The following is a 15,768-nucleotide window of genomic DNA, read 5'->3' on the forward strand; positions in this document are numbered from 1 at the left end:
GGTTAGCTTTTATTCGGTCCGCAACGGCCGTTTACTCGGATGAAGCAGATCAGTGGAACTGTTCTTCTTCGGTCGAACCGGTCAGCGCGGTCACCGAGGACGTGCCACCCTGGATCACGGTGGTCATGTCGTCGAAGTAGCCGGTGCCCACTTCCTGCTGGTGAGCCACGAAGGTGTAACCCTTGGCAGCGTCAGCGAACTCTTGCTCTTGCAGCTTCACATAGGCAGTCATGTCGTTGCGGGCGTAGTCGTGCGCCAGGTTGAACATGCTGTGCCACATGTTGTGAATGCCGGCCAGGGTGATGAACTGGTGCTTGTAGCCCATGGCGGACAGTTCGCGCTGGAACTTGGCGATGGTCGCGTCGTCCAGGTTTTTCTTCCAGTTGAAGGAAGGCGAGCAGTTGTACGACAGCAGTTGGTCCGGGTATTCCTTTTTGATCGCTTCAGCGAAGCGACGAGCCTCGTCCAGATCCGGCTTGGCGGTTTCGCACCAGATCAGGTCGGCGAACGGCGCGTAGGCCAGGCCGCGAGCGATGGCCTGGTCGAGACCGGCGCGCACTTTGTAGAAACCTTCCTGGGTGCGTTCGCCAGTCACGAATGGCTGGTCATACGGGTCGCAATCGGAAGTCAGCAAGTCGGCTGCGTTGGCGTCGGTACGGGCCAGGATGATGGTCGGTGTACCGGCAACGTCAGCTGCCAGACGAGCAGCGGTCAGCTTCTGCACAGCTTCCTGGGTCGGAACCAGTACCTTGCCGCCCATGTGGCCGCATTTTTTCACGGAAGCCAGTTGGTCTTCGAAGTGAACGCCGGCGGCGCCTGCTTCGATCATGCTCTTCATCAGTTCGTAGGCGTTCAGTACGCCACCGAAACCGGCTTCAGCGTCAGCTACGATCGGTGCGAAGTAGTCGATGTAACCTTCGTCGCCCGGGTTCTTGCCGGCTTTCCACTGGATCTGGTCAGCGCGACGGAACGAGTTGTTGATGCGCTTGACCACGGTCGGAACCGAATCCACCGGGTACAGCGACTGATCCGGGTACATCGATTCGGCGGAGTTGTTGTCCGCGGCTACTTGCCAGCCCGACAGGTAGATCGCCTGGATACCGGCCTTGACTTGTTGCACAGCCTGGCCGCCGGTCAGGGCGCCCATGCAGTTGACGAAATCTTTCTCAGGACGGAAGGACGGCTTGGCACCCTGGGTTACCAGGTTCCAAAGCTTGTCGGCGCCCATTTTTGCAAAGGTGTGCTCAGGTTGAACCGAGCCACGCAGACGGACGACGTCAGCAGCGGAGTAATTGCGTGTCACGCCTTTCCAGCGCGGGTTTTCAGCCCAATCTTTTTCGAGGGCTGCAATTTGCTGTTCGCGTGTCAGTGCCATGGAGATAAACCTCGTCGCATAGGTCTTGATTGGATATTCATGCTCCTGCCAGGTACGCAATTCAAAGGGGCGTAAAAGGCTGCTCGCTGACCAGAAGCTTAGGTGGTCAAGTCGGGTTCGGCGGGGATGGCGACGGGATGAACGATGGGCTCGAGGGGAAGTGAGCAGGTAAGGGCGAACTGGTGAGCGCATTCAGGCGTCGTGGGCCTTGGTGCGAACTTCAGTGTGGAGCCGGGTTACCTAATTACGCTTCCGTCCCTCGGGACAACTTCGTTCCAGTCGGCAACCTCGTCAAACACACCTTGTGGGCGGTACAGACACGAATCGGCTCGCGGGGTAGGTGCGAACAGCGACTCGAAAGCCCTTGCCAGGGCCTCTGATTAGCGGGAGCGAGGCCATCATGCCTTTGCTTTTTTGGCTCGTCAAACGTTTTGTAGTGCGTTTTTTCAAGCACTACATCTTTGGTCTAATACGACTAATCAGTCAGTTTTCGGTGGTTTAGTCCAAAGTATCGACTTTCACCCGCAGGGTCATGTCGTCCCGGCCCTGAGTCGAGTAGCTGCGGGTCTGGCCCTGTTTGTCGGCCTGAGTCTGGCGGTTCACGCCGGCCAGGGTGATCCATTCACCCAGTCGACCCGTGACAGTTGTGTCGGTACTTTGCACATTCACTACATCAGGACGTTCCTGGCTCATCCGGTCACGATTGGTACTGATTGCCAGATGAACGATGTCGCCGGTAACGCTGGCGGTGACGTAGAAACCTTGAGTGACATTGCGGTATTCGGTCTGGCTGCGCAGGTCGCCATAGGAATCGGTCTGCGTGCTGGTCAACGGTACGCTCTGGCCGACCTGGATCAGTGCCGGTGTGCCTTCGCTGGCCTGAACCTGCTGGATACCGCCGTCGCGGCTGTCGGTGCTGCGGTTGATGATGCGAGTCTGGCTCGGCTTGGCACCGTTTACCGAATAACCCTGATCACTCTGGAAGTTGTTTTCGTTGGTATCGACGGTGATCAGCAAGCGCTTGGCGGCCACATCGAGTTGGCTGATCAAGGCCTTAAGTTCGTCGATCTTGCGCTGTTCTGCGTTGACGATCAGCTGATTGCCATAGGCGCTGACCTGGCCGTCCTTGCCGATGAAATTCTGCGCCACCGGCAGCAGGTCGGCACTGGTGCGATAGTTCAGGGGCACGATCTCGGTGGCGGCCATGACCGAAAAACTGCAGGTCAGCAGCAGCGTGGTGAGCAGGGTGCGTAGGGACATATCCGTTATCTCCGGCCTTTAAAGTCTTGATATTGCCAGTTTGTCGGCCCGCGGTGGGGCAAGTTGAATCGTAGACAGCAAAACGCCCCGGCATCCGAGGATGGCGGGGCGTTTTGGGGTGTTCCTGAAGGCTTTTGTGGCGAGGGAGCTTGCTCCCGTTGGGCTGCGTAGCGGCCCTGAAAATTTGGGGCCGCTTCGCGACTCAGCGGGAGCAAGCTCCCTCGCCACAGGGGTTCAGGCGGAGTGGCGCACCATGTCCACGTGCGGAATCCCGGCTTCCAGGAATTCCTCACTGACCATGCTGAAGCCCAAGCGCTCATAGAACGCCGTGGCCTGCACTTGTGCGCTCAGCATCTGCTGCTTCAGTCCGCGCTCCTCGGCTTCACCGATCACTGCTTGCATCAGCGCATCGCCGACTTTCAAGCCGCGCCAGTCCTTCAGCACCGATACCCGACCGATGTGACCATCTGGCAGCAGCCGAGCGGTGCCGATCGGGAAGTCGCCTTCAAAGGCCAGGAAGTGGACTGCCGTTGCGTCATCAGCATCCCATTCCAGCTCAGGCGGAACGGATTGCTCGGCGATGAACACCGTCTCACGAATGCGCCGGATCTCGGCGTTATCCTTTTGCCAGTCTGCGACACGAACGTGAATTTTATTCATCAGCAAACCCCAGGCTGCCTTGCTTGACCAACTCACACAACAGGCCGCGGCCGTCTTCGTCGTTCAGCCACTCGCCAAGGTTGTCGACGTGCAGCGCATCGGCGGCGCAGATCATCTTCAGCAGCTCGCGCAGTTTGCCCGGCAGGTAACGGCTCTGGCCGCTGGCGAACAGCAGCAGGTCATCATCGACTTCAGACCAGGCCAGGCGCGCGCTCGGGTTGCGGATCAGCACCGCGCCTTGTTCGAGGCTGGCGAGCAGGTCGTCTTCTTCGACCTCTTCCGGGCCCACCACCAGCTCCGGGTAACGCGGCTCGGTCATGAACTGGCCGAACCAGGTCAGCAGCAAGCGCTCGTCGCTCATGTGCTCGGCCAGCAGGCTTTTCAGGCGATCAAGGGCGTCGTGCTGGATCTGATGAGGATCGACCGCCGGCAGGGCGTCGGCGTCGGTGTAACGCTCTTCGTCCGACAGGAACTGGCTGAGGAAATCGGTGAAGTGGGTCAGCACTTCAGCGGCGCTCGGTGCACGGAAACCGACCGAGTAAGTCATGCAGTCGTCAACGGCCACACCGCAGTGAGCCAGACGCGGCGGCAAGTAGAGCATGTCGCCTGGTTCCAGCACCCATTCGTCGGTGGCGTCGAAATCAGCGAGGATGCGCAAGTCGGCGTGTTGCAGCAGCTTGCTCTCGGAATCGCACATCTGGCCGATTTTCCAGTTGCGCTTGCCGTGACCCTGCAGCAGGAACACATCGTAGTTGTCGAAGTGTGGGCCAACACTGCCACCCGGGGCGGCGAAGCTGATCATCACATCGTCGACGCGCCAGCTCGGCAGGAAGCGGAAGTTCTCCAGCAGCTCAGCGACTTCCGGCACGAACTGGTCGACCGCTTGAACCAGCAGGGTCCAGTCACGTTCCGGCAGTTTGCTGAATTCGTCTTCGGCAAACGGACCACGGCGCAATTCCCAAGGACGCTCACCGTTCTCGATCACCAGGCGCGATTCGACTTCTTCTTCCAGCGCAAGGCCGGCCAGTTCGTCGGCGTCGATCGGGCTTTCGAAATCAGGGATCGCCTGACGGATCAGCAGGGGTTTTTTCTGCCAGTAGTCACGCAGGAATTCGCGCGCCGTGATGCCGCCCAGAAGTTGAAGAGGAATGTCAGGATTCATGTGTAACCTATTGAAAAAAAGCACTTTTCAGACGGGAATAAAAACGCCCGGCGCTGCCGGGCGTCTCAAACGGGTAAAGCGGTCGATCAGATGCGTTTGGCTTGCGCTACAGCGTTGCCGATGTAGTTGGCCGGGGTGAGCAGTTTCAGCTCGGCCTTGGCTTGCGCAGGCATGTCCAGGCCATCGATGAAGGTCTGCAGCGCTTCAGGGCTGATGCCCTTGCCGCGAGTCAGCTCTTTCAATTTCTCGTACGGGTTTTCGATGTTGTAGCGGCGCATCACAGTCTGGATCGGCTCGGCCAATACTTCCCAGCAGGCGTCCAGGTCAGCAGCAATCTTTTGCTCGTTGAGCTCCAATTTGCTGATGCCTTTAAGGCTTGCTTCGTACGCGATCACGCTGTGGGCGAAGCCGACGCCGAGGTTGCGCAGTACGGTGGAGTCGGTCAGGTCACGCTGCCAGCGGGAGATCGGCAGCTTGCTCGCCAGGTGCTGGAACAGTGCGTTGGCGATACCCAGGTTGCCTTCGGAGTTTTCGAAGTCGATCGGGTTGACCTTGTGCGGCATGGTCGAGGAACCGATTTCGCCAGCGATGGTGCGCTGTTTGAAATAACCCAGGGAGATGTAGCCCCAGATGTCGCGGTCGAAGTCGATCAGGATGGTGTTGAAGCGCGCGATCGCGTCGAACAGCTCGGCGATGTAGTCGTGCGGTTCGATCTGCGTGGTGTACGGGTTGAAGCCCAGGCCCAGCTCGTCTTCGATGAAGGCGCGGGCGTTGGCTTCCCAGTCGATCTCAGGGTAGGCCGACAGGTGAGCGTTGTAGTTGCCGACAGCGCCGTTGATCTTGCCCAGCAGCGGAACGGCGGCGACCTGGGCGATCTGACGCTCCAGACGGTAAACCACGTTCGCCAGCTCTTTTCCCAGGGTGGTCGGCGAGGCCGGTTGACCGTGGGTGCGTGACAGCATCGGTACGTCGGCGAAACGGATCGCCAGTTCACGGATGGCTTCGGCGGTCTGGCGCATCAGCGGCAGCATCACGTCATCACGGCCTTCGCGCAGCATCAGGGCGTGGGACAGGTTGTTGATGTCCTCGCTGGTGCAGGCAAAGTGGATGAACTCGCTGACGGCAGCCAGTTCCGGCAACTTGGCCGCTTGCTCTTTGAGCAGGTACTCAATGGCTTTGACGTCGTGGTTGGTGGTGCGCTCGATCTCTTTGACACGCTCGGCGTGCTCCAGGGAGAAGTTTTCCGCCAGGGTGTTCAGCACCGCGTTGGCTTCGGCGGAGAACGCCGGCACTTCGCTGATGGCGGGGTGAGCGGCCAGGCGCTGGAGCCAGCGCACTTCAACCAGAACGCGAGCACGGATCAGGCCGTATTCGCTGAAAATCGGGCGCAGGGCCTGGGTTTTGCCGGCGTAGCGGCCGTCAACAGGGGAAACCGCAGTGAGCGAAGAGAGCTGCATGGGGTGTTCTCGGACAGTCGGGCAACGAAATGGGGCGCGTATCATACATGAAAAAATCCGCCGGTCCGTTGCCAACTGACCGGCGTATTACGCGTTACTGACTACAAAACGGTATTGCGGGCGCGGTTCAGCTGCTGCGCATCAGCGGATAAAGCTCTTTAAGCAATTTGCGCCGGCTGATCACCAACTGCCAGCGATGACCGCCCAACTGCCGCCACAGGCGCGCCGATCGAATTCCGGCCAGTAACAGCGCGCGGATCTTCGAGGCATTGCTCGGTTGCTGCAGGTTGCGCATGTCACCATGCACTTGAATCCGTTGGCGCAGGGTGCTCAGGGTGTCCTGATACAACGCACCGCAGGCGGCGATCACGTTTTCGTGAGCCGGGCCAAAGTGTTCGACCTGAGACTGAATCTGCGGCAAACGCTTGCCGATCACTTCCAGCATGTCGTCGCGCTTGGCCAGCTGACGCTCCAGGCCGAGCATCGCCAGCGCATAGCGCAGCGGTTCGCGCTGAAGGGTGCTGGGGTCGCGTTCCAGAGCGCCAATCAATGCGCGGTAACCTTCACGCAGATTGATGTCGTCACCACCATAGACTTCCAGCGTGTCCTTGGGGTCGCGAATCAACAGGCTGCCGAGCATGCAGGTCAGGCCGGCTTCGTTGGTCTGGCCGCTCTTGGCGATCTTGTCGACCAGTACGGCGGCGAGAAACACACCGCCCAGGGCCGTCAGTTGCTCCTGAGTCGGGCTCATGAACGCTGACCCTTGCTGGTCCAGGGTTCGGCCACTTCGATCACGCCGCCGCCGAGGCAGATTTCACCGTCGTAGAACACCACGGATTGGCCTGGGGTGACTGCGCGTTGCGGGTCATCGAAGGTCGCGCGGTAGCCGCTGGCGGTCTTTTCCAGCGTGCAAGGCTGGTCGCTCTGGCGATAACGCACCTTGGCGGTCAGCTTGCGTGGCTCGGTCAAATCGATCGGGTTGACCCAATAGATGTCCGAAGCGAGCAGGGCGCGGGAGAACAGATAAGGGTGATCATTGCCCTGGCCCACGATCAGCTCGTTGTGTTCCAGGTCTTTGATCAGCACATACCACGGCTCGTCACCGGCGTCTTTCAAGCCGCCGATGCCCAGGCCCTGACGCTGGCCGATGGTGTGGTACATCAAGCCATGGTGACGGCCGATGACTTCGCCTTCGGTGGTCTTGATCTCGCCTGGCTGGGCCGGCAGGTATTGCTTGAGGAAGTCGCTGAAGCGGCGTTCGCCGATAAAGCAGATTCCGGTGGAATCCTTTTTCTTCGCGGTGGCCAGGTCGTGTTTCTCGGCAATCGCGCGCACTTCGGGTTTTTCCAGCTCTCCGACCGGGAACAGGGTCTTGGCAATCTGTTCACCGCCCACGGCATGCAGGAAGTAGCTCTGGTCCTTGTTCGGATCCAGGCCCTTGAGCAATTCGGTGCGGCCATCGATGTCGCGGCGGCGCACGTAGTGGCCGGTGGCGATCAGATCGGCGCCGAGCATCATGGCGTAATCGAGGAACGCCTTGAACTTGATTTCGCGGTTGCAGAGGATGTCCGGGTTCGGCGTGCGACCGGCCTTGTACTCGGCCAGGAAATGTTCGAACACGTTGTCCCAGTATTCGGCGGCGAAGTTGGCGGTATGCAGCTTGATGCCAATCTTGTCGCACACGGCCTGAGCGTCCGCCAGGTCATCCATGGCGGTGCAGTATTCGGTTCCATCGTCTTCTTCCCAGTTCTTCATGAACAGGCCTTCCACCTCATAACCCTGCTCGATCAGCAGGAGAGCGGAAACGGAAGAGTCCACGCCGCCGGACATGCCGACAATGACGCGCTTCTTTTGTGTGTCAGAAGGGGCTGGATCACGCATAGGGATTCAATGAGTGTCTTGAAAAAGGACGCGATTCTAGCAGGCTCAAGCCTGCAAGGCTAAAGAGAAGGGCGGATCAGCTCGAGGCTGAAGTGTTTACCGTCCAGATAATCATCGATACAGCGGATGATCAGCTCACTGCGCCAGTTTGCGCGCTGTTGCAGCAGTTCGTCACGCGTCAGCCATTTTGCACCGACGATACCGTCGTCCAGCTGATAATCCGAGTGGTGTTTGAGCGGTTTTGCGGTGAAGCAGACCCGCTGGTAAGTCACGCCATTGCTCGGGGCGGTGTAGAGATAAATACCCACCACGCCTGTCGGCTCGACGTCCCAGCCGGTTTCCTCGAGGGTTTCACGCACGGCGGCCTCGATCAGGGTTTCGTCCGGGTCCAGATGGCCGGCCGGTTGGTTGAGTACCGTTTGTCCGTGCTTGAGTTCTTCGACCATCAGGAAGCGACCGTTGTCTTCGACGATGGTGGCGACGGTGATGTGGGGTAGCCAGTCCATAAGACTTCCTTGATTTTTGAATAGTGAAACGCGGCCCCTGTGGGGGCGGGCTTGCTCGCGAAAGCGGTGGGTCAGTCAATAAAGATGTTGAATGATAAACCGCATTCGCGAGCAAGCCCGCTCCCACATTGGTCCAGTGTTCACATTGGAAGCGTGTAAAAGTCAGAAACAGAAACCCCGGCGCGAGGCCGGGGTTTGTGATGTTCCCTTACAACCTTAAACCAGCGCAGCGATCGCGGCGTTGAAGGTGTTGCTCGGGCGCATGGCCTTGCTGATCAGCTCGGCATTGGCGTGGTAGTAACCGCCGATGTCCACTGGCTTGCCCTGCACGGCGTTGAGCTCGGCAACGATGGTCGCTTCGTTCTCGGTCAGGGTCTTGGCCAGTTCGCCGAACTGCGCTTGCAGTGCAGCGTCTTCGGTCTGGGCGGCCAGGGCTTGTGCCCAGTACAGCGCCAGGTAGAAGTGGCTGCCGCGGTTGTCGATGTTGCCGACTTTGCGCGATGGCGACTTGTTGTTGTCCAGGAACTGGCCGGTGGCCTGATCCAGGGTCTTGGCCAGCACCAGCGCTTTAGGGTTGTTGTAGGTAACACCCAGATGCTCGAGGGAAGCAGCCAGGGCCAGGAACTCGCCCAGGGAATCCCAGCGCAGGAAGTTTTCTTCCAGCAGCTGTTGAACGTGCTTCGGTGCCGAGCCGCCGGCGCCGGTTTCGAACAGGCCACCGCCGTTCATCAGCGGAACGATCGACAGCATCTTGGCGCTGGTGCCCAGTTCCATGATCGGGAACAGGTCGGTCAGGTAGTCGCGCAATACGTTGCCGGTCACCGAAATGGTGTCCTTGCCTTCACGGGTGCGGTCCAGGGTGAACTTCATCGCGTCGACAGGCGACATGATGCGGATGTCCAGGCCAGAAGTATCGTGATCCTTCAGGTACGCCTGAACTTTCTCGATCACTACGCCGTCGTGGGCGCGCATTGGGTCCAGCCAGAAAATCGCCGGAGTTGCGCTTGCACGGGCACGGTTGACGGCCAGTTTGACCCAGTCCTGGATCGGCGCGTCTTTGGTCTGGCACATGCGGAAGATGTCGCCGGCTTCAACCGACTGTTCCAGCAGGGTGCGGCCAGCGCTGTCGGAAACCCGAACCACGCCGTTTGCCTTGATCTGGAAGGTCTTGTCGTGGGAGCCGTACTCTTCGGCTTTCTTCGCCATCAGGCCAACGTTTGGCACGCTGCCCATGGTGGTTGGATCAAAAGCGCCGTTAGCCTTGCAGTCTTCGATCACCGCCTGGTAGATGGTGGCGTAGCAGCGATCCGGGATCACAGCCTTGGTGTCGTGCAGCTGGCCATCAGTGCCCCACATCTTGCCGGAGTCACGAATCATCGCTGGCATCGAGGCGTCGACGATGACGTCGCTCGGCACGTGCAGGTTGGTGATGCCTTTGTCGGAGTTGACCATGGCCAACGACGGACGAACGGCGTAGACCGCCTGGATGTCCGCTTCGATCTGCGCTTGTTGCTCGGCAGGCAAGGCCTTGATACGAGCGTACAGGTCGCCGATGCCGTTGTTCAGGTTGAAGCCGATCTGGGCCAGCACGTCAGCGTGCTTGGCCAGGGCGTCTTTATAGAACTCGGCAACGATCTGGCCGAACATGATCGGGTCGGAGACCTTCATCATGGTGGCTTTCAGGTGGACCGACAGCAACACGCCTTTGGCTTTGGCGTCTTCGATCTCGGCTGCGATGAAGCTGCGCAGCGCGTTTTTGCTCATGACTGCGCAATCGAGGATCTCACCGGCTTGCACGGTGGTTTTTTCTTTCAGGACGGTGGTGGTGCCGTCTTGAGCGATCAGTTCGATTTTGACGGCGTCAGCGGCGTCGATCAGGGCAGCTTTCTCGCTGCCGTAGAAATCGCCGGTGCTCATGTGTGCGACGTGGGACTTGGAGTCTGCAGCCCAGGCGCCCATTTTGTGCGGGTGCTTGCGCGCGTAGTTCTTGACCGACAGCGGTGCACGACGATCGGAGTTGCCTTCGCGCAGAACCGGGTTCACGGCGCTGCCCTTGATCTTGTCGTAACGCGACTTGGCGAGCTTGTCGGCGTCGCTGGTCACGGTTTCCGGGTAGTCCGGCAGTGCGAAGCCCTGGGCTTGCAGCTCTTTGATCGCGGCCTGCAGTTGCGGAACCGAAGCGCTGATGTTCGGCAGCTTGATGATGTTGGCTTCAGGTGTAACGGCCAGGTCGCCCAGTTCGGCGAGGTGGTCGGCTACGGCTTTGTCACCCAATTGCTCGGGGAAGCTGGCCAGAATGCGCCCTGCAAGAGAGATATCGCGGGTTTCAACGGCGATATCAGCCGAGGCGGTGAAAGCCTCTACGATAGGCAACAGTGAATAGGTGGCGAGGGCTGGGGCTTCGTCGGTGAAGGTATAGATGATCTTCGAGCGGGTGGGCATATTCGGATTAACTCTCTCTTCTTTGCTAAAGCGTGCGCAGAAACTCGAGGGGCGCCGGGTAAGCGCGTTCGTTCAAAGTCATCCGTGAACCGAATGTCGAGGTTTCTTCGCGGTGATGTTGGGTGCATCAGTCGAGCGTCAAGCGGGTGGACTGCGGTAACAATCCGGCTTATTCGGGCCCAACGTCGTGTGATAGAGCGGTCGGCCGTCGTGACTCTGTGGTCAGCGGCGGCATTATACATAGGTAGCTGGCAATCTGCCGATGGTTCATATGCAACGTTTTTCGTCCATTGGTCTAAAGGTCGCAGGTGAGTGCGGCGCGTAGAGTCGTTCGCCGTGCTTGAGTTTGGCGCTTTTCCCTTTGCTTTCAGGCTTGTACGTCGCGAACTGTGCAGCTTTGCGGCAGATGGGTGGAACATAGGGTTTGCGCGCCGATTTAACTGGGGTACGCTCGAACGCAGCCAGATGTTCAATCCAAACAATGGAGTACAGCATGGGATACAAGAAGATTCAGGTTCCAGCCGTCGGCGACAAAATCACCGTCAACGCAGACCATTCTCTCAATGTTCCTAACAACCCGATCATCCCCTTCATCGAAGGCGATGGTATTGGCGTTGATATCAGCCCGGTCATGATCAAGGTTGTCGATGCTGCTGTTAAGAAAGCTTACGGCGGCGAGCGCAAAATTTCCTGGATGGAAGTCTACGCCGGGGAGAAAGCGACTCAGGTTTACGATCAGGACACCTGGCTGCCTCAGGAAACCCTGGACGCGGTCAAGGATTATGTAGTTTCCATCAAAGGCCCTCTGACCACCCCGGTCGGCGGTGGCATCCGTTCGCTGAACGTGGCCCTGCGTCAGCAACTCGACCTGTATGTGTGCCTGCGCCCAGTGCGCTGGTTCGAAGGCGTACCGAGCCCGGTCAAGAAGCCAGGCGATGTCGACATGACCATCTTCCGTGAAAACTCGGAAGACATTTATGCCGGTATCGAATGGAAAGCCGGCTCGCCGGAAGCGACCAAGGTCATCAAGTTCCTTAAAGAAGAAATGGGCGTCACCAAGATCCGTTTCGACGAAAACTGCGGTATCGGCGTCAAGCCGGTGTCCCTGGAAGGCACCAAGCGTCTGGCGCGCAAGGCCCTGCAGTATGTGGTCGACAACGACCGCGACTCGCTGACCATCGTGCACAAAGGCAACATCATGAAGTTCACCGAAGGTGCCTTCAAGGAATGGGCCTACGAAGTGGCCGCTGAAGAATTCGGCGCGACCCTGCTCGACGGCGGTCCGTGGATGCAGTTCAAGAACCCGAAAACCGGCAAGAACGTCATCGTCAAGGACGCCATCGCCGACGCCATGCTCCAGCAGATCCTGCTGCGCCCGGCCGAATACGATGTCATCGCGACCCTGAACCTCAACGGCGACTACCTCTCCGACGCCCTGGCGGCCGAAGTGGGCGGTATCGGTATCGCGCCGGGTGCCAACCTGTCCGACACCGTGGCCATGTTCGAAGCCACCCACGGTACTGCGCCGAAGTACGCCGGCAAGGACCAGGTCAACCCGGGTTCGTTGATCCTGTCCGCTGAGATGATGCTGCGTCACATGGGCTGGACCGAAGCGGCCGACCTGATCATCAAAGGCACCAACGGCGCGATTTCCGCGAAAACCGTGACCTATGACTTCGAACGTCTGATGGAGGGCGCGAAACTGCTGTCGTCTTCCGCGTTTGGTGATGCGTTGATCTCGCACATGTAAACCAGCTGACAAAAAAAACCGCCTTCGGGCGGTTTTTTTTATGACTGGATGACGAGCTGCGTCAGCTCGACACTGTTTCTTGCCGGGTGGCAGGGGTGCTCTGTTCGTTCGAGGGGGTGGCAGCCGCGATCTTTACTGCATGCAGCCCTTTGGGGCCCTGAATGATCTCAAAGCTAACGATTTGTCCGGCCTTGAGGGTCTTGTATCCGTCCATCACAATGGCCGAATAGTGGGCGAAGAAATCGATTTCCTTTCCATCCTCGTCACGACCTACTGTGGCGTCGGTGTTAATGAAACCGAACCCCTTGGCATTGTTGAACCATTTCACCTTACCGACAGCCATACCCATATCCCTCTGCAACAGACTCCATCACTGGAGTATCATCCAGTTAATCCGCAGTCTAATCTTGCAAATAGATTGACTCCGCGGACCTTTTTTACCCACTGTGGGCTCTATTGTTTGTAACACCGATTTTCCGATAGTCAAGGTGACCGGGCAGTCGGAGTTGAAAACGTTCATAACCGCCCCCACCACTGTATTTGCACAACTGACGAACCTTTCTTTCCATGCATGCAATCAGCCAGATTCGACTAACATTCAATCAGGATCGCCCTGATTTACACGACGACGATTCCGCAGGCATTGCTGTTCAGGAGGCTAAGCCTGCTCTACAGGCGCCACCGATGTACAAGGTGGTTTTGTTCAACGATGACTACACACCGATGGATTTCGTCGTCGAAGTGCTCGAGGTGTTTTTTAACCTGAATCGCGAGCTGGCGACCAAGGTCATGCTGGCCGTCCACACAGAAGGACGGGCAGTATGTGGAGTGTTTACCCGCGACATCGCCGAGACCAAGGCCATGCAGGTCAACCAGTACGCCAGGGAAAGCCAGCATCCGCTACTCTGTGAAATCGAGAAGGACGGTTAATCGCCGACCACTTGGGTATGAGGTGAAGCTATGTTAAACCGCGAGCTCGAAGTCACCCTCAATCTTGCCTTCAAGGAGGCTCGTTCGAAGCGTCATGAATTCATGACCGTCGAACACCTGCTGTTGGCCCTATTGGATAATGAGGCTGCCGCTACCGTTTTGCGTGCCTGCGGCGCAAACCTCGACAAACTCAAGCATGATCTGCAGGAGTTCATCGACTCCACCACGCCATTGATCCCTCTTCATGACGAGGATCGTGAAACCCAGCCAACCCTGGGCTTCCAGCGTGTATTGCAGCGTGCTGTCTTTCACGTACAGAGCTCGGGCAAACGCGAGGTGACTGGTGCTAACGTGCTGGTCGCAATCTTCAGTGAGCAAGAGAGTCAGGCAGTGTTTCTGCTGAAACAGCAGAGCGTTGCGCGCATCGATGTCGTCAACTACATCGCCCATGGCATTTCCAAAGTGCCAGGGCATGGCGATCACTCTGAAGGTGAACAAGATATGCAGGACGACGAGGGCGGTGAGTCTTCTTCTTCAGGCAATCCTCTGGATGCTTATGCCAGCAACCTCAACGAACTCGCGCGTCAGGGTCGTATCGATCCGTTGGTAGGCCGTGAGCTGGAAGTCGAGCGCGTCGCGCAGATCCTCGCGCGTCGTCGCAAAAACAACCCGCTGCTGGTGGGCGAGGCAGGCGTGGGTAAAACCGCGATTGCCGAAGGCCTGGCCAAACGCATTGTCGACAACCAGGTACCGGATCTGCTGGCCAACAGCGTGGTATATTCCCTCGATCTGGGGGCTTTGCTGGCCGGGACCAAATACCGCGGCGATTTCGAGAAGCGCTTCAAGGCGCTGCTCAATGAGCTGAAAAAACGTCCGCAGGCGATCCTGTTCATCGACGAGATCCACACCATCATTGGTGCGGGCGCTGCGTCCGGTGGCGTCATGGATGCCTCGAACCTGCTCAAGCCATTGCTGTCTTCGGGCGATATTCGCTGCATCGGTTCGACCACGTTCCAGGAATTCCGCGGGATCTTCGAGAAGGACCGTGCCCTGGCTCGGCGCTTCCAGAAGGTCGATGTGTCGGAACCTTCGGTGGAAGACACCATTGGCATTCTGCGTGGCCTGAAAGGCCGTTTTGAAGCGCACCACAACATCGAATACAGCGATGAAGCCCTGCGCGCCGCTGCTGAACTGGCCTCGCGTTACATCAATGACAGGCACATGCCGGACAAGGCCATCGACGTCATCGACGAGGCGGGCGCCTATCAGCGTCTGCAACCGATCGAGAAACGCGTGAAACGTATCGAAGTGCCTCAGGTCGAGGACATCGTTGCGAAAATCGCGCGAATTCCGCCAAAACACGTCACCAGTTCCGACAAAGAGCTGCTGCGTAACCTTGAGCGTGACCTGAAGCTCACGGTATTTGGCCAGGATGCGGCGATCGACTCGCTGTCGACTGCGATCAAACTGTCCCGTGCCGGCCTCAAGTCACCTGACAAGCCAGTCGGTTCGTTCCTGTTCGCAGGGCCGACCGGTGTCGGTAAAACCGAGGCCGCGCGGCAATTGGCCAAGGCGTTGGGGGTCGAGCTGGTTCGCTTCGACATGTCCGAGTACATGGAGCGCCACACCGTATCGCGACTGATCGGTGCGCCTCCGGGCTATGTCGGATTCGATCAGGGCGGTCTGCTGACCGAAGCTATCACCAAGCAGCCTCACTGCGTGCTGTTGCTCGATGAAATCGAGAAGGCGCATCCGGAAGTCTTTAACCTGCTGTTGCAGGTCATGGACCACGGGACGCTGACCGATAACAACGGGCGCAAGGCGGACTTCCGTAACGTGATCGTTATCATGACGACCAACGCCGGTGCCGAAACTGCAGCGCGTGCTTCGATCGGTTTCACCTATCAGGACCACTCGTCCGATGCGATGGAAGTGATCAAGAAGAGCTTCACGCCGGAATTCCGTAACCGTCTGGACACCATTATCCAGTTTGGTCGCCTCAGTCATGAGGTCATCAAAAGCGTGGTGGACAAGTTCCTTACCGAACTTCAGGCGCAGCTGGAAGACAAGCGCGTGCAGCTGGAAGTGACGGACGCAGCGCGCGGCTGGCTGGCAGCGAGTGGCTACGACACGGCAATGGGCGCTCGTCCAATGGCGCGTTTGATCCAGGACAAGATCAAGCGTCCACTGGCCGAAGAGATCCTCTTTGGCGAACTGGCCGACCATGGTGGTGTGGTACACATCGACCTCAAGGATGGCGAGCTGACCTTCGAGTTCGAGACCACCGCTGAAATGGCCTGACGTTAAATCGCAACAAAGCAGAAAGGCGCCGATTGGCGCCTTTT

13 protein-coding genes are annotated in these 15,768 nt (G+C 58.5%); 3 read left to right on the forward strand and 10 right to left on the reverse strand.

Annotation, left to right across the window (positions count from 1 at the left end; translation table 11 throughout):
* Positions 1-49 precede the first annotated feature (49 nt).
* The 9 genes from aceA to PMI36_RS25050 form a co-directional block, all read right to left on the reverse strand.
* A complete protein-coding gene (gene aceA, locus PMI36_RS25090; protein WP_007905048.1) occupies positions 50-1,375 on the reverse strand; it encodes an isocitrate lyase in 1,326 nt (441 codons plus the stop codon).
* 498 nt (positions 1,376-1,873) lie between these two features.
* Positions 1,874-2,635: a secretin N-terminal domain-containing protein gene (locus tag PMI36_RS25085; protein WP_008068300.1), complete on the reverse strand. Its 762-nt coding sequence runs from the start codon at positions 2,633-2,635 to the stop codon at positions 1,874-1,876.
* Positions 2,636-2,869: 234 nt separating this feature from the next.
* The gene (locus tag PMI36_RS25080; protein WP_007905044.1) at positions 2,870-3,295 is read right to left on the reverse strand and encodes a GNAT family N-acetyltransferase; all 426 of its coding nucleotides are present in this window, start codon (positions 3,293-3,295) and stop codon (positions 2,870-2,872) included.
* Positions 3,288-4,457, reverse strand: a complete 1,170-nt coding sequence (locus tag PMI36_RS25075; protein WP_008068307.1) for a ribosomal protein uL16 3-hydroxylase — start codon at positions 4,455-4,457, stop codon at positions 3,288-3,290. The genes PMI36_RS25080 and PMI36_RS25075 overlap by 8 nt, the downstream gene beginning before the upstream one ends.
* Before the next feature lie 86 nt (positions 4,458-4,543).
* Positions 4,544-5,914: an adenylosuccinate lyase gene (purB, locus tag PMI36_RS25070; protein ID WP_008068312.1), complete on the reverse strand. Its 1,371-nt coding sequence runs from the start codon at positions 5,912-5,914 to the stop codon at positions 4,544-4,546.
* A gap of 127 nt (positions 5,915-6,041) precedes the next feature.
* Positions 6,042-6,665, reverse strand: a complete 624-nt coding sequence (hflD, locus tag PMI36_RS25065; RefSeq protein ID WP_008068314.1) for a high frequency lysogenization protein HflD — start codon at positions 6,663-6,665, stop codon at positions 6,042-6,044.
* The gene (gene mnmA, locus PMI36_RS25060; RefSeq protein WP_007905035.1) at positions 6,662-7,795 is read right to left on the reverse strand and encodes a tRNA 2-thiouridine(34) synthase MnmA; all 1,134 of its coding nucleotides are present in this window, start codon (positions 7,793-7,795) and stop codon (positions 6,662-6,664) included. The genes hflD and mnmA overlap by 4 nt, the downstream gene beginning before the upstream one ends.
* Before the next feature lie 59 nt (positions 7,796-7,854).
* Positions 7,855-8,301 carry an NUDIX hydrolase gene (locus PMI36_RS25055; RefSeq protein ID WP_008068316.1) on the reverse strand — a complete coding sequence of 149 codons (447 nt, stop codon included), beginning with the start codon at positions 8,299-8,301 and terminating at the stop codon, positions 7,855-7,857.
* Between the two features lie 216 nt (positions 8,302-8,517).
* Entirely contained in the window at positions 8,518-10,743 is a 2,226-nt protein-coding gene (locus PMI36_RS25050) for an NADP-dependent isocitrate dehydrogenase (RefSeq protein ID WP_008068324.1), read from the reverse strand.
* Between the two features lie 493 nt (positions 10,744-11,236).
* Between PMI36_RS25050 and icd the strand changes: the two genes are divergently transcribed.
* Positions 11,237-12,493: an NADP-dependent isocitrate dehydrogenase gene (icd, locus tag PMI36_RS25045; RefSeq protein ID WP_007905029.1), complete on the forward strand. Its 1,257-nt coding sequence runs from the start codon at positions 11,237-11,239 to the stop codon at positions 12,491-12,493.
* A gap of 61 nt (positions 12,494-12,554) precedes the next feature.
* On the opposite strand, the gene PMI36_RS25040 is transcribed toward icd, so the two are convergent.
* Positions 12,555-12,836: a cold shock domain-containing protein gene (locus PMI36_RS25040; protein WP_008068327.1), complete on the reverse strand. Its 282-nt coding sequence runs from the start codon at positions 12,834-12,836 to the stop codon at positions 12,555-12,557.
* A 224-nt stretch (positions 12,837-13,060) separates the two neighbouring features.
* Between PMI36_RS25040 and clpS the strand changes: the two genes are divergently transcribed.
* Both clpS and clpA read left to right on the forward strand, forming a co-directional pair.
* Positions 13,061-13,423 (forward strand): ATP-dependent Clp protease adapter ClpS, encoded by a 363-nt coding sequence (gene clpS / locus PMI36_RS0129370; RefSeq protein ID WP_015094394.1) that lies wholly within the window; start codon positions 13,061-13,063, stop codon positions 13,421-13,423.
* 30 nt (positions 13,424-13,453) lie between these two features.
* Positions 13,454-15,724 (forward strand): ATP-dependent Clp protease ATP-binding subunit ClpA, encoded by a 2,271-nt coding sequence (clpA, locus tag PMI36_RS25035; protein ID WP_007905018.1) that lies wholly within the window; start codon positions 13,454-13,456, stop codon positions 15,722-15,724.
* The last annotated feature ends 44 nt before the right edge of the window (positions 15,725-15,768 follow it).

It is taken from the genome of Pseudomonas sp. GM79 (genome assembly GCF_000282495.1).
GTDB lineage: Bacteria > Pseudomonadota > Gammaproteobacteria > Pseudomonadales > Pseudomonadaceae > Aquipseudomonas.

Coding starts and splice junctions, on each gene's coding strand:
- clpS (WP_015094394.1), top strand. CDS start 13,061: ATGCATGCAATCAGCCAGATTCGACTAACATTCAATCAGGATCGCCCT.
- hflD (WP_008068314.1), bottom strand. CDS start 6,665: ATGAGCCCGACTCAGGAGCAACTGACGGCCCTGGGCGGTGTGTTTCTC.
- aceA (WP_007905048.1), bottom strand. CDS start 1,375: ATGGCACTGACACGCGAACAGCAAATTGCAGCCCTCGAAAAAGATTGG.
- PMI36_RS25085 (WP_008068300.1), bottom strand. CDS start 2,635: ATGTCCCTACGCACCCTGCTCACCACGCTGCTGCTGACCTGCAGTTTT.
- PMI36_RS25050 (WP_008068324.1), bottom strand. CDS start 10,743: ATGCCCACCCGCTCGAAGATCATCTATACCTTCACCGACGAAGCCCCA.
- purB (WP_008068312.1), bottom strand. CDS start 5,914: ATGCAGCTCTCTTCGCTCACTGCGGTTTCCCCTGTTGACGGCCGCTAC.
- PMI36_RS25080 (WP_007905044.1), bottom strand. CDS start 3,295: ATGAATAAAATTCACGTTCGTGTCGCAGACTGGCAAAAGGATAACGCC.
- icd (WP_007905029.1), top strand. CDS start 11,237: ATGGGATACAAGAAGATTCAGGTTCCAGCCGTCGGCGACAAAATCACC.
- mnmA (WP_007905035.1), bottom strand. CDS start 7,795: ATGCGTGATCCAGCCCCTTCTGACACACAAAAGAAGCGCGTCATTGTC.
- PMI36_RS25075 (WP_008068307.1), bottom strand. CDS start 4,457: ATGAATCCTGACATTCCTCTTCAACTTCTGGGCGGCATCACGGCGCGC.
- clpA (WP_007905018.1), top strand. CDS start 13,454: ATGTTAAACCGCGAGCTCGAAGTCACCCTCAATCTTGCCTTCAAGGAG.
- PMI36_RS25055 (WP_008068316.1), bottom strand. CDS start 8,301: ATGGACTGGCTACCCCACATCACCGTCGCCACCATCGTCGAAGACAAC.
- PMI36_RS25040 (WP_008068327.1), bottom strand. CDS start 12,836: ATGGCTGTCGGTAAGGTGAAATGGTTCAACAATGCCAAGGGGTTCGGT.